Genomic DNA, 17,757 nt, shown 5'->3' with positions numbered 1-17,757 from the left:
CACTGCCGCCCCCGAAAGGGGAATCACTGCGGGGCGTCCAGCCGGTACCCCACCCCGCGGACCGTACGGATCAGCGTCGGGGAGGACGGCACGTCCTCGACCTTGGCGCGCAGCCGCTGGACACAGGCGTCCACCAGCCGGGAGTCGCCCAGGTAGTCGTGCTCCCACACCAGCCGCAGCAGCTGCTGCCGGGAGAGCGCCTGGCCCGGCCGGCGGCTGAGCTCCAGCAGCAGCCGCAGCTCCGTCGGGGTCAGCTGGAGGTCCTGGCCGTTCTTGGTGACCGTCATGGCCGACCGGTCGATGACCAGGGAGCCGAACGACGCCGAGTCGCTGGACTCCCGCTCGCCCCGGCGCAGCACCGCCCTGATCCGGGCGTCCAGCACCCGGCCCTGCACCGGCTTGACCACATAGTCGTCGGCGCCGGACTCCAGCCCGACCACCACGTCGATGTCGTCGTTGCGCGCCGTGAGCAGGATGATCGGCAACTGGTCCGTCCGCCGGATCCGCCGGCACACCTCGAACCCGTCGATACCGGGCAGCATCACGTCCAGCACGATCAGGTCCGGACGCTGCTCCCGCAGCATCTTCAGGCCCTCCTCGCCCGACGCGGCGGTCACCACACGGTGACCCTGGCGGGACAAGGAGAACTCCAGAGCCGTGCGGATGGCGTCGTCGTCCTCGATCAGCAACAGGAAAGGCACAGTGGTCATTCTGGCCTAAGAGTGGCCGGTAGTTCGACAGAAGGACGCCGCAGCGACCGGGGCCGGCCCCGCAACGGGCACGGCGGGGCCTGTTGCAGGGCTGTGACAGTCGGCGGACAGCGCCATGAAACTGGCCCGGCAGGCTGTGATGCACCGGGCAGGACAGAGGCCCGGGAACACTGCCGGACCAACTGGCTCCAACCGACGGGGGGCGCGAGATGAACGCACTGCACGCCACTGCGACCAGCGCAGTTCGCACGCGCCTGCACGACGCCGGGCGGAGCGCCGAGAAGTCCGGTGCCGTGGGCGGGCGGGGGTGCGCTCGCGGCACCGGACGCAACTCAAGGCCGCCGTACATGGTGGCCATCGACGCGATCGCGTACGGGGAGGCCACGGTGGGCGCGGGGGGCGCCGCCACGGCCGACGGGGGGAGCGACACCGGTGTGTCGCGGACGGAGGCGGAGTTCACCGCCTACGTCCAGGAGCGCCGGGCCTCCCTGTACGCGACCGCGTACCACCTGACCGGTGACCGCCATGAGGCGGAGGACCTGCTCCAGAGCGCGCTGTTCTCCACGTACCGCGCCTGGGACCGGATCTCCGACAAGGCGGCGGTCGGCGGCTACCTGCGCCGCACCATGACCAATCTCCACATCAGCGCCTGGCGCCGCCGGAAGCTCAACGAGTACCCGACCGAGGAGCTGCCGGAGACGGCCGCCGAGACCGACGCGATGCGCGGCACCGAGCTGCGCGCCGTGCTCTGGCAGGCCCTCGCCAAGCTCCCCGAGCTCCAGCGCACCATGCTCGTCCTGCGCTACTACGAGGGCCGGACGGACCCGGAGATCGCGGAGATCCTGGACATCAGCGTCGGCACGGTCAAGAGCAGCATCTGGCGGTCGCTGCGGCGGCTGCGCGAGGACGAGGCGATCGGCTCCGGCCGGGGCGTCCGCGAGTCCTTCGGGGAGCTCGTGGCGTAACGGACGGCCCCGGGTCACGGGGGACCACGGGGATCACGGGGGAACAGCAGGACCAACGGGGGAAAACGGGGGGAGAGAGCGGGCCGGCGGTCGGGGGGACCGCCGGGCCCGCTCTCGCCGTTTTCGCGCCCCCTCGCCCGCGCGGGAACGTTTCTTCCGAGCGCTCCGGTGCCCGCGCGTCAGACGCGGACGGTCTCGCGGTGGCCGGCGGCCGCCGCGGCGATGCGGCCCATGGCGGTCTCGCGGCCGCAGGCGAAGGCGCCCAGCGCCGTCTGGCGGGCCACGATGCCGCGCTCGGCGCGCATCAGCCGCAGGCCGCGCCGGACCAGGTACGGAACGGGCTTGCGGGCCTCGCGGATGTCGCGCAGCAGCCGTTGGCGGAACGTGGCGGAGGGCCGGCCGCGCAGGCACAGGGCGTCCGCGAGGTGGCCGAGGTCCCGGCACGGGCCGATGATGTCGGCGGCGAAGATCCCCTCGGCGATGAACAGCGGCGTCCGCCCGATGTCCAGGCCGCTCTCACCGGTCCGCGAGCTGGTGGAGATGTCGTACACGGGCACGTTCGTCCGGGCCGTGCGGCACAGCTCGTCGATCGCGGCCACGGCGGCCTCCGCGTCCCACGACAGCGGCGAGTCCCAGTCGGTGCCGCCTTCGGGGAGGAGCGGCAGCGTCGGGTCGTCGCCCTCCTTGTAGAAGTCGTCCAGGTTGAGCACCGGCAGCCCGGTACGGGCGGCGAGGGAGGACTTTCCGGAGCCGGAGGGGCCGGTGAGCAGGATGACGCGCGCGGCGGGCGAGTGGGAGGTCACGGGACACCAGTGTGAGGCATTGGGCCGCATGGGGGATCCCCCTGGGTCGCGACGTGCGCGGTGAGTAGCGAATCCACTACGTTGCGTTGTCGTTCGCAACCTTCTCACGGCAGGTGGTCATGGCCTCCCACGCACGTCACCCACGTCACGCGTCCCCCCCTCCTCCGCGCCGGCGCACGCTGATGCGCGTCGGGCTGACCGTATCGGCGGGCGCGGCGCTCGCCACGGGCGGAGCGGCCACGGCCCACGCGGAACCGCAGGCGCCGCGCGCCGAGCTGGGCCGCACGGACGTCGGGGCGGCGTTCACGGGCACCGGCATCGCCCTGGAGAAGTCCGTCGAGGGGCTCTCGCCGGTGCTGAAGACCTTTAAGTACCACCCGCTCGCGGCCACCCCGGTGGACCCGCTGAACAACGGCGCCCGCACGCAGGTCGCGGACTTCAAGCCCGTCGGCACCGACGCGGTGACGGCCCCGGTCACCAACCGGGGACAGGTCGGGGACCTGCCCCTGGTGGGCCAGGCGCTGAACGTGCTGCCGGGCAACAGCGGCTGAGACGGTCGCCACGACACGACGGCGGCGGCTTCCCGGAAGGGAAACCGCCGCCGTCGTCATGTCACGGTCGTCGTCAGTACGACGAGCCGCCCGCGCCCAGCGAACCCGTCGGGTGCCAGACGGTCTTCGTCTCCTGGAACGCCATCAGGCGCTTGGTGCCCGGGTCGGCGGACCAGTCCACAGCCTGTGGACGGACGACGCGCTTGAGGTTGTCGGCCGCGGCGATCTCCAGGGCCTTCGCCAGCTCGGCGTCGGCGCCCGCGAGGTCGAGGGCGTTGACGTCCTGGTGGGCGGCGAGGGCCGGGAAGATCTCGGCGGCCTTGCCGGACAGGATGTTGACCACGCCACCGGGCACGTCGGAGGTGGCCAGCACCTCGCCCAGCGACAGCGCGGGCAGCGGCGCCTTCTCGGACGCGACGACGACCACCGTGCTGCCGCCCGCGATCACCGGGGCGATCACGGAGACCAGGCCCAGCAGCGACGACTCCTGCGGGGCGACGACGGCCACGACGCCGGTCGGCTCCGGGGAGGAGACGTTGAAGAACGGCCCGGCCACCGGGTTGGTGCCCCCGGCGATCTGGGCGATCTTGTCGGTCCAGCCCGCGTACCAGACCCAGCGGTCGATCGCGGCGTCCACCTGGGCGGCGGCCTTGGACTTCGACAGCCCCTCGGCGTCGGCGACCTCGGCGACGAACTGGTCCCGGCGGCCCTCCAGCATCTCGGCGACGCGGTAGAGGATCTGGCCCCGGTTGTAGGCGGTCGCGCCCGACCAGCCGCCGAAGGCCTTGCGGGCCGCGACGACGGCGTCACGGCCGTCCTTGCGGGACGACAGCGGCGCGTTGGCGAGCCAGTTGCCCTTGGAGTCGGTCACCTCGTACACCCGCCCGCTCTCGGACCGGGGGAACTTGCCCCCGACGAACAGCTTGTAGGTCTTGAAGACACTGAGACGATCAGACATCGAGGTAGGCCTCCAGACCGTGACGACCGCCCTCACGCCCGAAACCGGACTCCTTGTAACCACCGAAGGGCGACGTGGGATCGAACTTGTTGAACGTGTTGGCCCACACCACACCGGCGCGCAGCTTGCTCGCGACGGCGAGCATCCGCGAGCCCTTCTCGGTCCAGATGCCGGCCGACAGGCCGTACTCCGAGTTGTTGGCCTTGGCGACGGCCTCGCCCGGCGTGCGGAACGTCAGCACGGAGAGCACCGGCCCGAAGATCTCCTCACGGGCGATGCGGTGCGCCTGGGAGACGCCGGTGAACAGCGTCGGGGCGAACCAGTAGCCGTTCGCCGGCAGCTCGCAGGCCGGGGCCCAGCGCTCGGCGCCCTCGGCCTCGCCGCTGTCGGCCAGCGCCCGGATGCGGGCCAGCTGCTCGGCGGAGTTGATCGCGCCGATGTCGGTGTTCTTGTCGAGCGGATCGCCGACCCGCAGGGTGCTCATCCGGCGCTTCAGGGCGTCCAGCAGCTCGTCCTGGATCGACTCCTGCACCAGCAGGCGCGAGCCGGCGCAGCAGACCTGGCCCTGGTTGAAGAAGATCCCGTTGATGATCCCCTCGACCGCCTGGTCGATCGGCGCGTCGTCGAAGACGATGTTGGCGCCCTTGCCGCCCAGCTCCAGGGTGAGCTTCTTGTCCGTACCGGCGACGGTCCGGGCGATGGCCTTGCCGACGGCGGTGGAGCCGGTGAAGGCGACCTTGTCGACCCCGTCGTGCGCGACGAGCGCGGCGCCGGTCGTGCCGTCACCAGTGAGGATGTTGACGACGCCCTTGGGCAGGCCCGCCTGGCGGCAGATGTCGGCGAAGAACAGCGCCGACAGCGGCGTGGTCTCGGCCGGCTTCAGCACGACGGTGTTGCCCGCGGCCAGCGCCGGGGCGATCTTCCACGCCAGCATCAGCAGCGGGAAGTTCCACGGGATGACCTGACCGGCGACGCCCAGCGGCTTGGGGCCCGGCCCGAAGCCGGCGTGGTCGAGCTTGTCGGCCCAGCCCGCGTAGTAGAAGAAGTGGGCGGCGACCAGCGGGAGGTCCGCGTCGCGGGTCTCCTTGATCGGCTTGCCGTTGTCCAGGGTCTCCAGGACGGCCAGCTCGCGCGAGCGCTCCTGGATGATCCGGGCGATGCGGAAGAGGTACTTCGCGCGCTCGGCACCCGGCAGCGCGGACCACTTCTCGAACGCCTTGCGGGCGGCCTTCACCGCCGCGTCGACGTCCTCGGCCGAGGCCTGCGCGACCTCGGACAGCACTTCCTCCGTCGACGGCGAGACGGTCTTGAAGACCTTCCCGTCGGACGCCTCGCGGAACTCGCCGTCGATGAACAGCCCGTACGACGGGGCGATGTCGACGACCGAGCGGGACTCGGGCGCCGGAGCGTATTCAAAAGCCATGGTCAGTCCACCGTCACATAGTCGGGACCGGAGTAGCGCCCGGTGCTCAGCTTCTGGCGCTGCATCAGCAGGTCGTTGAGGAGGCTGGAGGCGCCGAAGCGGAACCACTCGTTGGTCAGCCACTCCTCGCCCACGGTCTCGTTGACCAGCACCAGGAACTTCAGCGCGTCCTTGGTCGTCCGGATGCCGCCGGCCGGCTTCACTCCGACCTGTACCCCGGTCGCGGCGCGGAAGTCGCGCACGGCCTCCAGCATCAGGAGCGTGTTCGCCGGGGTGGCGTTGACGGCGACCTTGCCGGTGGACGTCTTGATGAAGTCGGCGCCCGCGAGCATGCCCAGCCAGGAGGCGCGGCGGATGTTGTCGTACGTCGACAGCTCGCCGGTCTCGAAGATCACCTTCAGCCGGGCGGCGGAACCGTCCGTGCGGCGGCAGGCGTCCTTGACGGCCTTGATCTCCTCGAAGACGGACAGATAGCGCCCGGAGAGGAAGGCACCGCGGTCGATGACCATGTCGATCTCGTCCGCGCCCGCGGCGACGGCGTCGGCCGTGTCGGCCAGCTTGACGGGGAGGGCGGCGCGGCCGGCCGGGAAGGCCGTCGCGACGGAGGCGACCTTGACCTCCGAGCCCGCGAGGGCCTCGGCCGCCGTCGCCACCATGTCGGGATAGACACAGATCGCGGCGGTGCGCGGGGTGCCGCGGTCCGTCGGGTCCGGGTTGAGGGCCTTGGCACACAGCGCCCGGACCTTGCCGGGGGTGTCCGCGCCCTCCAAGGTCGTCAGGTCGATCATGGAGATCGCCAGGTCGATGGCGTACGCCTTCGCCGTCGTCTTGATCGATCGGGTGCCCAGCGCCGCGGCGCGGGCCTCCAGCCCGACCGGGTCGACGCCCGGGAGGCCGTGCAGGAAGCGGCGCAGCGAGGCGTCGGAGGCGGTGACGTCCGCCATCGAAGCGAGTCGCTCAGCGGCTTCATTGCCGGATGAGGGGAACCTCGGGGAGGGGGTCATGGTCACCGGATGAGCATATCTACGCGCGTAGCGCGTGTCACCCCCTCCGGAGGCCCTTCTTCCGGGGCGGGCGACATGTCCTGACTCATCCTGATTCAGTGGCAAGCGAGGGGTCATCTTCCGGTTGCTGTCGATGTTTGGTGACAAATACGCGAAGACGTGATCACACAAGATCCATAGATTCTTCTCAGCAACCCCGCCCGACCTCTCCGGCCCCAACCGAACCGAGGAAAGCGGCATGCGAATCCCCTACCTCTGACTCCACTAGGAGCCCTGCATGTCTGCTCTGTCCCCGCGCCGCCGCTCCGCACTGCGTGCCGCGATCACCACCGCCGCCCTCGCGGGTGCCGTACTGGCCCCGGCCACCGCGGCGTTCGCGGCCGAGCCGGCGGCTCCCGCCGCCCCTGCCGCTCCCGTCGCTCCCGCCGCCAAGGCGGCCGAGGCGGTCACGAAGTCCGTCACCGAGCCGACCGCCCCCACCACCCCGGCGAAGCCGGCGGGCGAGACCGCGCCGAAGACGAAGGCGGCGGACGAGACCGCCAAGCAGACGGGGACCTCGGCGAAGACGGCGGCCGACAAGCAGACGGGGACGCCGGCGAAGACGGGTGCCGAGAAGAAGGACTCCGGGGAGAAGACCACCGCCGAGGAGCTCGTCGGCACCCACGACCTGCGCGACGGCGCCGTCATCCGCGTCTACAGGATCGGCCCGAACCACCACCAGGGCCGGATCGCCCGCGGCCGTGCGGCGGGTGCGGCCGCCGCGATCGTGGACGCCGACGGCAAGACCGGCTCCGTCATGTACAACGACCAGCTGATCAAGGTGAACCCGACCGACGGCAGCGTCGAGGTCCTCAACGACAAGGGCGGTGGCGGCCAGGGCCACGTCGCCCCCGCCCGTTACGCGGGCAACGCCGTCTACATCGGCAACGGCATGGTGGCCGTGCTCCGCAACGACCCCGACGCCGGTGGCCCCGAGGTGTGGATCCGCGCCGTCGGCGAGCAGTGGAAGCCGGGCGACAACTACATGGTCAGGGTCGTCGGCGGACTGGACCGTGACAACACCTCCGCGGTGATCATGGGCCTGCAGCTGCGCCTGGTCGACGCCTACGGCTCCGCTCCCGTGCTCGAGGTGCGCGGCGACGGCGGCACCAGGACCTTCGCCCTCCCCAAGGGGCAGCCGGGCGGCAAGAAGAACACCACCACGCCCCCCGGCGCCGACCGCGCCGAGTGCACCGTGCACGCCGAGGCCGGCGTGAGCATGGGCAACATGAGCGTGGAGCTGATCAACAGCCCGCGCGGCCCGAAGGCCGTCTTCACGAGCCACGAGGGCGGCGTCGAGCGGCCGTACCAGGTCCTGACCCGCGACCTCGCGGTCATGCCCAAGAACAGCATCTTCATCAGGGACGCCGACACGGCGACCCCGAAGCTGGTCGACATGGGCTACGGCACCGCGCACGTCACCGACTTCCCGAAGATGCCGGCCGGCTGCGGCACCTCGGGTGACTCCGCGGACAAGGGCACCGCCGCCGTCGGTGGCACGGGCACCCAGGCCAAGGCCGTCAACGCCTCCGCCCAGCTCGCCCAGACCAAGGCCATCCCGCAGGGCGGCGTGGCCGCCGGCGCCGAGGGCGTGGACGACGGCAACGGCACCCTCCTCCTCGCGGCCGGTGGCGCCCTCGCCTCCGTCAGCGCCGCGGGCGTCGCCTTCGCCGTGCTGCGCCGCCGCGTCGCCGGCTCCGCCGCCTGAGTCACCACCCCACCCACCCGCGAGGGCGGGCCGCCACCTCACCGGCGGCCCGCCCTCGCGCCGCAGACGCCCGTCCAGGAGTCCCGATGAACCCCTCCTCCGGCGCCCTCGGCCGCCCTCGCGCCCGCGCTCGCCGGGCCGCGGCGGCCGCGCTGCTCGCCGCCGCCCTCGGCGGCGGACTGCTCGCCTGCGGCACCGGCCCGCACACCGCCAAGGCCGGTGCCCACGTGTCGGCGACCTCGGCCCCGCGCCCCTCCGCCGCTCCCGCGCTGCCCGCCTCCAAGCCCGTACGCGTCAGCATCCCCGCCGCCTCCGTCGACACCGGCCCCCTCCTCGAACTGGGGCTCGCCGACGACGGCACCGTCGAGGTCCCCTCCGTCGCCCAGGCCGACCGCATCGGCTGGTACGACAAGGGCGTCACCCCCGGCGAGACCGGCCCCGCCGTCCTCATCGGTCACTACGACACCGCCGAGGGCCCGGCCGTCCTCAAGGACATCGCCAAGGTCCGCGTCGGCGACCGCGTCACCGTCACCCGCGCCGACGGCTCCACCGCGACCTTCACCGTTCGCGAACTGCAACAGGTCGACAAGAAGAACTTCCCCACCCAGCGGGTCTACGGGAACACCGACCGCCCGGAACTCCGCCTCATCACCTGCGGCGGCGACCTCCGCGACGGCCACCGGCCCGACAACATCGTCGTGTACGCCGACCTCACGTCGAGCACGCCGTCGCACTCGCCCGCCACCGGTCGTCCGTAGCCGCGCCCGGTCGTGCAGAATCGGCGCCATGACGAGATCTCCTGACGCCTCCGGCCAGGAATACGCCGAGCGGTGCTTCCGCTCCTCCGCCGGCATCGGCGGCGGCGTGCTGCTGCTCGCCCTGGTCGCGTGGCTGGGCGGCGACGCGATGCTGCGCGGCACGGGCAACGCGCCCTGGCTCGCGCTGGCGGGGCTGCTCTTCGCCGTGCCGCTGATCGTCGCGTTCACGCTGCGGCCCGCCGTGTGGGCGGGGGAGGACCGGCTGCTGGTGCGGAACCCCTTCCGCACGATCACCCTGCCGTGGGCCTCGGTCGAGGGCGTCCGCGCGGGCTACTCCAGCGAGGTCTTCGCGGACGGGAAGAAGTACCAGCTCTGGGCCATCCCCGTGTCGCTGAAGCAGCGCAAGCGGGCGGCGCGGCGGCAGGCGCGGGACGCGGCGGAGGACGTCACGGGGCGCGCCTCCGTGACCTCCCGCCCCTCCGGGCCCCTGCGGGCCCCGTCCGACCAGGCGATCGAGGATCTGCGCGAGCTCGCGGAGCGGGGTGCTTCGCGGGAGGGGGCGCAGGGTTCGCCCTCCGTGCGGTGGGCCTACGAGGTGATCGCGCCTTCGGCGGTGGGGCTGCTGCTCTTCGCCGCGCTCGCCGCGATCGGCTGACGGGCGCCTCCCGCGCGGGGTTCCGTGGACTTTCCGGGTGCCCCCGGTGGGGGGTGCCCGCGCCTGCGGCGCGGGTTCTACCCCGCCCGCCCGCCCGATTACCCGGAGCCGGATTGCACCGGGTAGGGGGCGGGGGTCGGGGGCTTCCCTGGGGTACCCACGGCTGGGGTGACGTGAGGGGGCGGGGTGGGGTGGATGGGCCCTGGTAGGGGCGTAAGGAGCTCTTCGCCGCTGGTGACACGGGCGGGGCAACCGGCACCGTGATACCAGGGGCCGCGAAGAGCTCAGCCCCGGAAGGGCCCGTCCGCCCCGCCCCGACCCCGACCCACCCCCACAGGCGTCAGATGCCCGCCGCCCGCGACAGGTCCGTCTTGATGCCCGCCAGCACCTCGCCCGCGTGCCGGCGCGCGTCGGCCAGCGCCGCCGCCGAAGCCACCGGCACCACGACCTCCAGGTAGCACTTCAGCTTCGGCTCCGTACCGCTCGGCCGCACGATGACCCGCGCCCCCGACACCGTCCCCGCCTCGTCGCCCGCCAGGGCGTACCGCAGGCCGTCCGTCGGCGGCAGCGACTCCGTGCCCTTGGACAGGTCCTCGGCGGAGATGACGTGCAGCCCGGCCAGGACCACCGGCGGCGCCTCCCGCAGTCGGCGCATCGCCGACGCGATCAGCGACAGGTCCTGCACCCGCACCGACAGCTGGTCCGTGGCGTGCAGCCCGTGCTCGACCGCCAGATCGTCGAGGAGGTCGCTCAGCGTCCGGTCCGACTGCTTCAGCTCGGCCGCCAGCTCGGCCACGAGCAGCGCGGCCGTGATGCCGTCCTTGTCGCGCACGCCCTCCGGGTCGACGCAGTAGCCCAGCGCCTCCTCGTAGGCGTAGCGCAGGCTGTCCACGCGGGCGAGCCACTTGAAGCCGGTGAGGGTCTCCTCGTACGACGCGTCCGGCGCGCCCGCCGCGATGCGGGACAGCAGCGAGGACGAGACGATCGTCGTCGCGAACGCGCCCCGCGCGCTCTTGTGCACCAGGTGCTCGGCCAGCAGCGCGCCGACCTCGTCGCCGCGCAGCATCCGCCAGCCCTCGACGTTGTCGGGGTCCGGCACGGCCACGGCGCAGCGGTCGGCGTCGGGGTCGTTGGCGATGATGATGTCGGGCGCGCCGCCCGCCTCCGCGGCCGCGCGGGCCGTCGCGAAGGCGAGGTCCATCGCGCCCGGCTCCTCCGGGTTGGGGAAGGCCACCGTCGGGAAGTCCGGGTCCGGCTCGGCCTGCTCGGCGACGACGACGGGCTCCGGGAAGCCGGCGCGGGCGAACGCGGCGGTCAGGACGGAGCGGCCCACGCCGTGCATGGGCGTGTAGACGACGCGGACGTCACGGGCGGAGCCGTCGGTGAGGACGGCGTCGGTGCGCGCCAGGTAGGCGTCGACGACGTCCTCCTCGCGGAGGACCTCCCAGCCCTCGGACGGGCGCGGGACGTCGTTCAGGCTGGCGATCGCGGCGATCTCGGCGGCGATGCCGGCGTCGGCGGGCGGCACGATCTGGGAGCCGTCGCCCAGGTAGACCTTGTAGCCGTTGTCGCGCGGCGGGTTGTGGCTGGCCGTGACCTCCACGCCGGCGACCGCGCCGAGGTGGCGGATGGCGAAGGCGAGGACGGGCGTGGGCAGGGGCCGCGGCAGCAGCGCGGCCTTGAGGCCCGCGCCGACCATGACGGCGGCGGTGTCCAGCGCGAAGTCGGCGGACTTGTGGCGGGCGTCGTAGCCGATGACGACGGTGCCACCGGTGTGGCCCTGCTTCTTCAGGTACGCGGCGAGCCCGGCGGCGGCACGGATGACGACGGTGCGGTTCATGCGCATGGGGCCGGCGCCGAGCTCACCGCGGAGACCGGCGGTGCCGAACTGCAGGGTGCCGGCGAAGCGGGTGCCGATCTCGGCGACGTCGCCGGCGTCGATGAGCTTGGCGAGCTCGTCGCGGGTCTCGGGGTCGGGGTCCTCGGCGAGCCAGGTCCGGGCCTGTGCGATGAGGTCTCGCTCCACGTTTTTCCTCCGGAGGTTTCGGGGTGCGGTGCGCCCGCCGTGCGGGGTGGGCCGGGGCCGGGGCGGGACGGACCCCTCTGGGGCTGCATTATTTACGGCCCGGGGTCAACGGAACAGCGAACCCGGCACGTCGCCGCAAATAACGCTTTACGCCCCTGCCGGGGTCCGTCCCGCCCCGGCCCCTCCCGTCGTACGGCGTCCGCGGGCCGGTGGGGCCTTCACCCGCCCCTGCCGGCGTCGGCTCCGGCCATTGCCGGGCAATCGGGCGGGTGGGTGGGGTAGAGCCGCGCCGAAGGCGCGGAAACACCAGCGCCGGAGGCGCGAAGGGCGCCCCCGGCACGGATGGGATCAAGGTCAGAGCTTGGGCAGGACCTGCGCGAGCAGGGACCCCATGCGGGCGGCGGCGTCGCGACCGGCCTCGAGGACCTCTTCGTGGTTGAGGGGCTCACCGGTCATGCCCGCGGCGAGGTTGGTCACCAGGGAGATGCCCAGGACCTCGGCGCCCGCCTCGCGGGCCGCGATGGCCTCGAGGGTGGTGGACATGCCGACGAGGTCGCCACCGAGGGTGCGGACCATCTTGATCTCGGCGGGGGTCTCGTAGTGCGGGCCGGGGAGCTGGACGTAGACGCCCTCCTCCAGGCTGGCGTCGACCTCCTTGCACAGGGCGCGCAGACGGGGGGAGTACAGGTCGGTGAGGTCGACGAAGTTGGCGCCGACGATCGGCGAGGTCGCCGTCATGTTGATGTGGTCGCTGATCAGCACCGGCTGGCCGGGGCGCATGCCGTCGCGGAGACCGCCGCAGCCGTTGGTGAGGACGACGGTCTTGCAGCCGGCGGCCACGGAGGTGCGGACGCCGTGGACGACGGCGGCGACACCGCGGCCCTCGTAGTAGTGCGTACGGCCGAGGAAGACGAGCGCGCGCTTGTCGTTGACCTTGTAGGAGCGGACCGTGCCCGCGTGGCCCGCGACGGCTGCGGCGGAGAAACCGGGGAGCTCGGTCACCGGGAACTCGGCCTCGGGGGTGCCGAGGGCGTCGGTGGCGGGGACCCAGCCGGAGCCCATGACCAGGGCGACGTCGTGGGTCTCGGCGCCCGTGAGCTCGCGGAGACGGGCGGCGGCGGCGTCCGCCGCGGCGTACGGGTCGGCCTGGATGTCGGGGGTTACAGAAGCGTTCACGCGGACGAGGGTAGCCGCTCTTGGCCTACGCGCGTAGATGTCGCTGGTTACGGTGTTCCGATTGTTGCTTTGTGCGTTGCGACGAGATGGAATCGTCACTTTCCGCACATACCCGGTGGGCGTCAGCAGGGCCGCTTGCGCAGTTCCATGACGTAGTCGTGGGGCGCGCCCGCCGATTCCGCGGCGTCGGCGATCTCGCCGAGGTAGCGGGCGGAGGGGAGCCCTCCCTCGTAGCCGTTGAGGACGTAGACCCACGCCGGCTCCTCTCCGTCGAGAGTGTGCACCCGGACGCGCATCCGGCGGTAGACATCCAGGCCGACACCCTCCCAACGGTCCATCGAGTCCTCGTCCATCGGAGCGATGTCGTAGAGGGCGACGAAGACCTGGGAGCGGGGGGCTTCGACGATCGTGGCGAGCGCGCCCTCCCACCCCATCTGCTCTCCGCCGAAGGTCAGCCGCCAGCCGTTGAGCCAGCCGGTGCCGCGCAGCGGTGAGTGGGGGGCGCGGCGGGACATCAGCCGCGCGTCGAGGTTGCCGGCGTACGCGGCGTAGAGCGACATGGTTCCGAGGGTACGGGAGTGAGGCGGAACGGCATTTGGGGTGGCAATCTCGAAGGGAGGATCGCGCGAACGTTCTGGCGGGTTTCGCTCGGGATTCGGAGGGGATTCGCGGAGGAATCACGGAGGGATCGCGCTAAGGAGGCCCCGGAAGGAGTCGCTTTGATGGGTGCGGGACAATGGAGTACGTGACTCGGATCGTGATCATCGGTGGCGGACCCGGCGGCTACGAGGCGGCGCTTGTCGCTGCCCAGCTCGGCGCGGAGGTGACCGTCGTCGACTGCGACGGTCTGGGTGGGGCGTCGGTGCTGACCGACTGCGTCCCTTCGAAGACTCTTATCGCTACAGCGGAAGTGATGACCAACTTCGACTCCTCCTACGAGGAGCTGGGGATCATCGTCGCCGACGACACTCCGCCGCTGGAGCAGGCGGCGCGTGTGATGGGCGTGGACCTGGGCAAGGTCAACCGTCGTGTGAAGCGTCTCGCGCTGGCCCAGTCGCATGACATCACCGCCTCGGTGACCCGCGCGGGTGGCCGTGTGATGCGCGGGCGCGGGCGGCTGGAGCCGCAGCAGGCGCCGGACGGTTCGCGCCGGGTGGTCGTGACGGCCGCCGACGGGACCGAGGAGACGCTGGTCGCCGACGCCGTGCTGGTCGCCACCGGCGCCCACCCCCGGGAGATCCCGGACGCGCTGCCCGACGGCGAGCGCATCCTGAACTGGACGCAGGTCTACGACCTCGACGAGCTGCCCGAAGAGCTGATCGTGGTGGGCTCCGGTGTGACCGGTGCCGAGTTCGCCGGTGCCTACCAGGCGCTGGGCTCCAAGGTGACGCTGGTCTCCTCCCGCGACCGGGTGCTGCCGGGCGAGGACCCGGACGCGGCCGCCGTGCTGGAGGACGTCTTCCGGCGGCGCGGCATGAACGTGATGGCGCGCTCGCGCGCCCAGTCCGCCAAGCGGGTGGGGGACCGGGTCGAGGTCACGCTGGCCGACGGCCGTGTGATCACCGGTACCCACTGCCTGATGGCCGTGGGCTCCATTCCCAACACGGCGGGGATCGGGCTGGAGGAGGCCGGGGTCCGGCTCCAGGAGTCCGGGCACATCTGGACGGACAAGGTCTCGCGGACGTCCGCGCCCGGCGTCTACGCGGCCGGCGACTGCACCGGTGTGTTCGCGCTGGCGTCGGTGGCGGCGATGCAGGGCCGCATCGCGATGTACCACTTCCTGGGCGACGCGGTGGCGCCGCTCAATCTCAAGACGGTATCCGCGAACGTATTTACGGATCCGGAGATTGCGACGGTCGGGTACACCCAGGCCGATGTCGACAACGGTCTCATCGACGCCCGGGTCGTCAAGCTTCCGCTGCTGCGCAATCCGCGGGCGAAGATGCAGGGCATTCGCGACGGTTTCGTGAAGATGTTCTGCCGCCCCGGCACGGGCATCGTCGTCGGTGGTGTGGTCGTCTCGCCGCGGGCGAGTGAGCTCATTCATCCGATCGCGATCGCCGTCGACAACAATCTGACGGTCGAACAGATCGCGAACGCGTTCACCGTCTACCCGTCCCTGTCGGGGTCGGTCGCCGAGGTGGCACGGCAGTTGCACACGAGGAAGACGCAGCGCGAAGCGTAGGGAAGGCCGGGGAAGGCCCAGGGGGAGCGGTGGGGGAGCGGTTTGTTCCGGTTCCCTATACCACCTCTTGGGTCGCACTACGGACAACTTCCGTTAATTGCTGCAACCTGCTGAAAACAGATGGACGTTGGCGTTACTGTCGGTTTCGTGTTCGCTGCAGAACGTCGTCAATTGATCCTCGAAATGGTGCGGGCCAACGGGGCGGTTTCGCTCCGTGAGCTCGCCCGCGTCGTCCAGACCTCAGAAGTGACCGTACGGCGGGACGTGCGGGCGCTGGAGGCCGAAGGACTGCTCGACCGCCGGCACGGCGGTGCGGTGCTGCCGGGCGGTTTCACCAGGGAGTCCGGCTTCCCGCAGAAATCCCATCTAGCGACCGCCGAGAAGACGGCAATCGCCGATCTCGCGGCGAGCTTCGTCGAGGAAGGCGAGGCCGTCGTCGTCGGCGCCGGTACGACCACCCAGGAGCTGGCCCGCCGGCTCGCACGCGTACCGGGTCTGACCGTGGTCACCAATTCCCTGCTCGTCGCCCAGGCCCTGGCCCATGCCAACCGGGTCGAGGTCGTCATGACCGGCGGCACGCTCAGAGGTTCGAACTACGCGCTGGTCGGCAGCGGGGCCGAGCAGTCCCTCCAGGGGCTACGGGTCTCGCGGGCCTTCCTGTCCGGGAGCGGGCTGACCGCCGAGCGCGGGCTGTCCACGTCCAACATGCTCTCCGCGAGCGTGGACCGGGCGCTGGTACAGGCGGCGGCGGAGGTCGTCGTCCTCGCCGACCACACCAAACTGGGCACGGACACCATGTTCCAGACCGTGCCCACCGATGTGATCACCCGGCTGGTCACCGACGAGCCGCCCGTCCACGACGAGCGGGCCGCCACCGAGCTCCAGGCCCTGGCCGACCAGGGCGTCCACATCTCGGTGGCCGGTCCGGGCGCGGGCAGCGGCCCGGCGGCGGCGGGCGTCGTCCACGGGGACGTCCCCACGGCGTCCCCGCGCCGCCGGGACGTACCCCCGCTGCCCGGCCAGCGCAGAAACCTGCCGCTGGGCCACGGCCAGCAGCCCGGCCCGGTCCAGGGCGGGCCGCCGGGCACCCAGCTGCGCAGCGCCGTCTCCCTGGGCGAGCAGGCCACGGCCCGGGTGGCGGACCTGGCACCCCGCCGACGGTAGGCAGGTCCGATGACCCCCATGGCCGCAGGAGCACCGGGGATCCGCGAGCTCTCCCCGGCGAAGGCTACGGCCGGGCTTTTAGCCCGGTCAGGGTGAGCGTGAGCAGGCGGTCGGCCAACTCCGGGTCGTCCGGGGACTGTTCGGCCGCCAGCGCGATGGCGTTCGTCAGCTGCATCAGGTCCACGATGTCCACGTCGGGGCTGATGGCGCCGGACCGCTGGGCACGGGCGAGCAGCGCGCGGCCCGCCTCGCGCAGCGGCAGGCTGCACCGCGACATGGCGGAGCCCTCGTCCGTCTGCGCGGCCATCAGCGCCCGGGAGAGACCGCGATAGGTGCTGGCGTGCGCCACGATGGCCCGCAGCCAGGCGACCAGCGCCCGGCAGGGCTCGGGAGCCGCCAGCAGCTCGCGCGAGCGTGCGAGGATGCCGTCCACCTCGCCCTGGAACACCGCGCTCATCAGCGCCGTGCGATTGGGGAAGTGCCGGTAGAGGGTGCCGATGCCCACCTCGGCCCGCCGGGCGATGTCCTCCAGCGAGGCGTCCGTCCCGTTCTCGGTGAACGCCGTCCGGGCCTCCGTGAGCAGCCGCTCGTAGTTGCGCCGGGCGTCCGCGCGCATGGGTCGTGGTGACGTCTGCGCCGCGTCGGTCGCCATTCCGTCCGTCCTCCCGATCACAGTCCCCGTCAGTCCCTCGTTCCCCCGTCAGTCAAGGATGCCAGGCCGCCGGGGGCCCCGGACGACGAACGCCCACGGGCCCCGGCCGGTGCGGCGGGGCCCGTGGGCGGCGGCGGACCGGGGAACGCCCCGGATCAGCCCTCGGATCGGTCCTTGGCTCAGTCCTTGATCTCGCAGATCACGGCGCCGGAGGAGACGGACGCGCCGACCTCGGCGGTGATCCCCTTGATCGTGCCGGAGCGGTGGGCGTTGATGGGCTGCTCCATCTTCATGGCCTCCAGGACCACGACGAGGTCGCCCTCGTTGACCTGCTGGCCCTCTTCGACCGCGACCTTGACGATCGTGCCCTGCATCGGCGAGGCCAGGCTGTCGCCGGAGGCGGCGGAGCCGGACTTCTTGGCGGCGCGGCGCTTGGGCTTGGCACCGCCCGCGGCGGCGGTACGGGCCAGGGTCATCCCGAGCGAGGACGGGAGGGAGACCTCGAGGCGCTTGCCGCCCACCTCGACCACGACCGTCTCGCGGCCGAGTTCCTCTTCCTCCTCGGCGGCGGCGCCGGTGAAGGGCGGGATGGTGTTGGTGAATTCGGTTTCGATCCAGCGGGTGTGGATGTGGAAGGGGTCGCTGGTGAAGGCGGGGTCGGTGACCACGGCGCGGTGGAAGGGGATGGCGGTGGCCATGCCCTCGACCTGGAACTCCGCCAGCGCACGCGCCGCCCGCTGCAGCGCCTGCTCACGGGTCGCACCCGTGACGATCAGCTTGGCGAGGAGGGAGTCCCAGGCGGGGCCGATGACGCTGCCGGACTCCACACCCGCGTCCAGCCGCACACCCGGACCCGTCGGCGGGGTGAAGGTGGTGACGGTGCCGGGGGCGGGCAGGAAGTTACGGCCCGGGTCCTCGCCGTTGATCCGGAACTCGAAGGAGTGACCACGTACCGCCGGGTCGTCGTAGCCGAGCTCCTC

17 protein-coding genes are annotated in these 17,757 nt (G+C 72.1%); 7 read left to right on the top strand and 10 right to left on the bottom strand.

Annotated elements, in window-relative coordinates; genetic code table 11:
* Positions 1–23: 23 nt before the first annotated feature.
* On the bottom strand, positions 24–701 hold the full coding sequence (gene afsQ1, locus IE096_RS17905; protein ID WP_189453544.1) for a two-component system response regulator AfsQ1: 678 nt from the start codon (positions 699–701) through the stop codon (positions 24–26).
* Positions 702–919: 218 nt separating this feature from the next.
* Between afsQ1 and IE096_RS17900 the strand changes: the two genes are divergently transcribed.
* Entirely contained in the window at positions 920–1,675 is a 756-nt protein-coding gene (locus tag IE096_RS17900) for a SigE family RNA polymerase sigma factor (protein WP_189452916.1), read from the top strand.
* 179 nt (positions 1,676–1,854) lie between these two features.
* On the opposite strand, the gene IE096_RS17895 is transcribed toward IE096_RS17900, so the two are convergent.
* The gene (locus IE096_RS17895; protein WP_189452914.1) at positions 1,855–2,508 is read right to left on the bottom strand and encodes a uridine kinase family protein; all 654 of its coding nucleotides are present in this window, start codon (positions 2,506–2,508) and stop codon (positions 1,855–1,857) included.
* Between the two features lie 152 nt (positions 2,509–2,660).
* Here IE096_RS17895 and IE096_RS17890 point away from each other — a divergent pair, with 152 nt between their 5' ends.
* On the top strand, positions 2,661–3,029 hold the full coding sequence (locus IE096_RS17890) for a hypothetical protein (protein WP_229820326.1): 369 nt from the start codon (positions 2,661–2,663) through the stop codon (positions 3,027–3,029).
* A gap of 73 nt (positions 3,030–3,102) precedes the next feature.
* On the opposite strand, the gene IE096_RS17885 is transcribed toward IE096_RS17890, so the two are convergent.
* The 3 genes from IE096_RS17885 to deoC are packed head-to-tail and all read right to left on the bottom strand — an operon-like array spanning position 3,103 to position 6,354.
* Complete coding sequence (locus IE096_RS17885; protein WP_189452910.1) at positions 3,103–3,987, bottom strand: aldehyde dehydrogenase family protein; 885 nt, start codon at positions 3,985–3,987, stop codon at positions 3,103–3,105.
* A complete protein-coding gene (locus tag IE096_RS17880) occupies positions 3,980–5,410 on the bottom strand; it encodes an aldehyde dehydrogenase family protein (RefSeq protein WP_189452908.1) in 1,431 nt (476 codons plus the stop codon). Before IE096_RS17880 ends, IE096_RS17885 begins: the two co-directional genes overlap by 8 nt.
* A 2-nt stretch (positions 5,411–5,412) precedes the next feature.
* Positions 5,413–6,354, bottom strand: a complete 942-nt coding sequence (deoC, locus tag IE096_RS17875) for a deoxyribose-phosphate aldolase (RefSeq protein WP_229820324.1) — start codon at positions 6,352–6,354, stop codon at positions 5,413–5,415.
* Between the two features lie 337 nt (positions 6,355–6,691).
* On the opposite strand from deoC, the gene IE096_RS17870 reads away from it, so the two are divergent.
* The 3 genes from IE096_RS17870 (at position 6,692) to IE096_RS17860 (ending at position 9,574) form a co-directional block, all read left to right on the top strand.
* Complete coding sequence (locus IE096_RS17870) at positions 6,692–8,161, top strand: hypothetical protein (protein WP_189452906.1); 1,470 nt, start codon at positions 6,692–6,694, stop codon at positions 8,159–8,161.
* Between the two features lie 86 nt (positions 8,162–8,247).
* Entirely contained in the window at positions 8,248–8,919 is a 672-nt protein-coding gene (locus IE096_RS17865) for a class F sortase (RefSeq protein ID WP_189452904.1), read from the top strand.
* Between the two features lie 28 nt (positions 8,920–8,947).
* Positions 8,948–9,574, top strand: a complete 627-nt coding sequence (locus IE096_RS17860; protein ID WP_189452901.1) for a PH domain-containing protein — start codon at positions 8,948–8,950, stop codon at positions 9,572–9,574.
* Positions 9,575–9,914: 340 nt separating this feature from the next.
* Here IE096_RS17860 and IE096_RS17855 read toward each other — a convergent pair whose 3' ends face one another.
* From IE096_RS17855 to IE096_RS17845, 3 genes are all read right to left on the bottom strand, one after another.
* Positions 9,915–11,600, bottom strand: a complete 1,686-nt coding sequence (locus IE096_RS17855) for a phospho-sugar mutase (RefSeq protein ID WP_189452899.1) — start codon at positions 11,598–11,600, stop codon at positions 9,915–9,917.
* 354 nt (positions 11,601–11,954) lie between these two features.
* The gene (locus tag IE096_RS17850; protein WP_126915712.1) at positions 11,955–12,776 is read right to left on the bottom strand and encodes a purine-nucleoside phosphorylase; all 822 of its coding nucleotides are present in this window, start codon (positions 12,774–12,776) and stop codon (positions 11,955–11,957) included.
* A 122-nt stretch (positions 12,777–12,898) separates the two neighbouring features.
* Positions 12,899–13,336, bottom strand: a complete 438-nt coding sequence (locus IE096_RS17845; protein ID WP_126915713.1) for a gamma-glutamylcyclotransferase family protein — start codon at positions 13,334–13,336, stop codon at positions 12,899–12,901.
* Positions 13,337–13,512: 176 nt separating this feature from the next.
* On the opposite strand from IE096_RS17845, the gene IE096_RS17840 reads away from it, so the two are divergent.
* Both IE096_RS17840 and IE096_RS17835 read left to right on the top strand, forming a co-directional pair.
* Positions 13,513–14,961: an NAD(P)H-quinone dehydrogenase gene (locus tag IE096_RS17840; protein WP_126915714.1), complete on the top strand. Its 1,449-nt coding sequence runs from the start codon at positions 13,513–13,515 to the stop codon at positions 14,959–14,961.
* Positions 14,962–15,144: 183 nt separating this feature from the next.
* A complete protein-coding gene (locus IE096_RS17835; protein WP_229820383.1) occupies positions 15,145–16,125 on the top strand; it encodes a DeoR/GlpR family DNA-binding transcription regulator in 981 nt (326 codons plus the stop codon).
* A 64-nt stretch (positions 16,126–16,189) separates the two neighbouring features.
* Here IE096_RS17835 and IE096_RS17830 read toward each other — a convergent pair whose 3' ends face one another.
* Both IE096_RS17830 and IE096_RS17825 read right to left on the bottom strand, forming a co-directional pair.
* The gene (locus tag IE096_RS17830) at positions 16,190–16,741 is read right to left on the bottom strand and encodes a TetR/AcrR family transcriptional regulator (RefSeq protein ID WP_189453539.1); all 552 of its coding nucleotides are present in this window, start codon (positions 16,739–16,741) and stop codon (positions 16,190–16,192) included.
* 215 nt (positions 16,742–16,956) lie between these two features.
* Positions 16,957–17,757, bottom strand: an 801-nt coding sequence (locus IE096_RS17825; RefSeq protein WP_189452895.1) for a biotin/lipoyl-containing protein, incomplete at its 5' end; no start/stop codon positions are given.

The sequence above is a fragment of the Streptomyces abikoensis genome (assembly GCF_014648775.1).
Taxonomy (GTDB): domain Bacteria; phylum Actinomycetota; class Actinomycetes; order Streptomycetales; family Streptomycetaceae; genus Streptomyces; species Streptomyces abikoensis.
This window is presented reverse-complemented; position numbering and strand designations above follow the sequence as displayed.

What these genes read in the sequence shown, in the direction of transcription:
- IE096_RS17900 (WP_189452916.1), top strand. Translation starts at nt 920, where the DNA reads ATGAACGCACTGCACGCCACTGCGACCAGCGCAGTTCGCACGCGCCTG.
- IE096_RS17895 (WP_189452914.1), bottom strand. Translation starts at nt 2,508, where the DNA reads ATGCGGCCCAATGCCTCACACTGGTGTCCCGTGACCTCCCACTCGCCC.
- IE096_RS17890 (WP_229820326.1), top strand. Translation starts at nt 2,661, where the DNA reads ATGCGCGTCGGGCTGACCGTATCGGCGGGCGCGGCGCTCGCCACGGGC.
- IE096_RS17885 (WP_189452910.1), bottom strand. Translation starts at nt 3,987, where the DNA reads ATGTCTGATCGTCTCAGTGTCTTCAAGACCTACAAGCTGTTCGTCGGG.
- IE096_RS17880 (WP_189452908.1), bottom strand. Translation starts at nt 5,410, where the DNA reads ATGGCTTTTGAATACGCTCCGGCGCCCGAGTCCCGCTCGGTCGTCGAC.
- deoC (WP_229820324.1), bottom strand. Translation starts at nt 6,354, where the DNA reads ATGGCGGACGTCACCGCCTCCGACGCCTCGCTGCGCCGCTTCCTGCAC.
- IE096_RS17870 (WP_189452906.1), top strand. Translation starts at nt 6,692, where the DNA reads ATGTCTGCTCTGTCCCCGCGCCGCCGCTCCGCACTGCGTGCCGCGATC.
- IE096_RS17865 (WP_189452904.1), top strand. Translation starts at nt 8,248, where the DNA reads ATGAACCCCTCCTCCGGCGCCCTCGGCCGCCCTCGCGCCCGCGCTCGC.
- IE096_RS17860 (WP_189452901.1), top strand. Translation starts at nt 8,948, where the DNA reads ATGACGAGATCTCCTGACGCCTCCGGCCAGGAATACGCCGAGCGGTGC.
- IE096_RS17845 (WP_126915713.1), bottom strand. Translation starts at nt 13,336, where the DNA reads ATGTCGCTCTACGCCGCGTACGCCGGCAACCTCGACGCGCGGCTGATG.
- IE096_RS17840 (WP_126915714.1), top strand. Translation starts at nt 13,513, where the DNA reads ATGGAGTACGTGACTCGGATCGTGATCATCGGTGGCGGACCCGGCGGC.
- IE096_RS17835 (WP_229820383.1), top strand. Translation starts at nt 15,145, where the DNA reads ATGGTGCGGGCCAACGGGGCGGTTTCGCTCCGTGAGCTCGCCCGCGTC.
- IE096_RS17830 (WP_189453539.1), bottom strand. Translation starts at nt 16,741, where the DNA reads ATGCGCGCGGACGCCCGGCGCAACTACGAGCGGCTGCTCACGGAGGCC.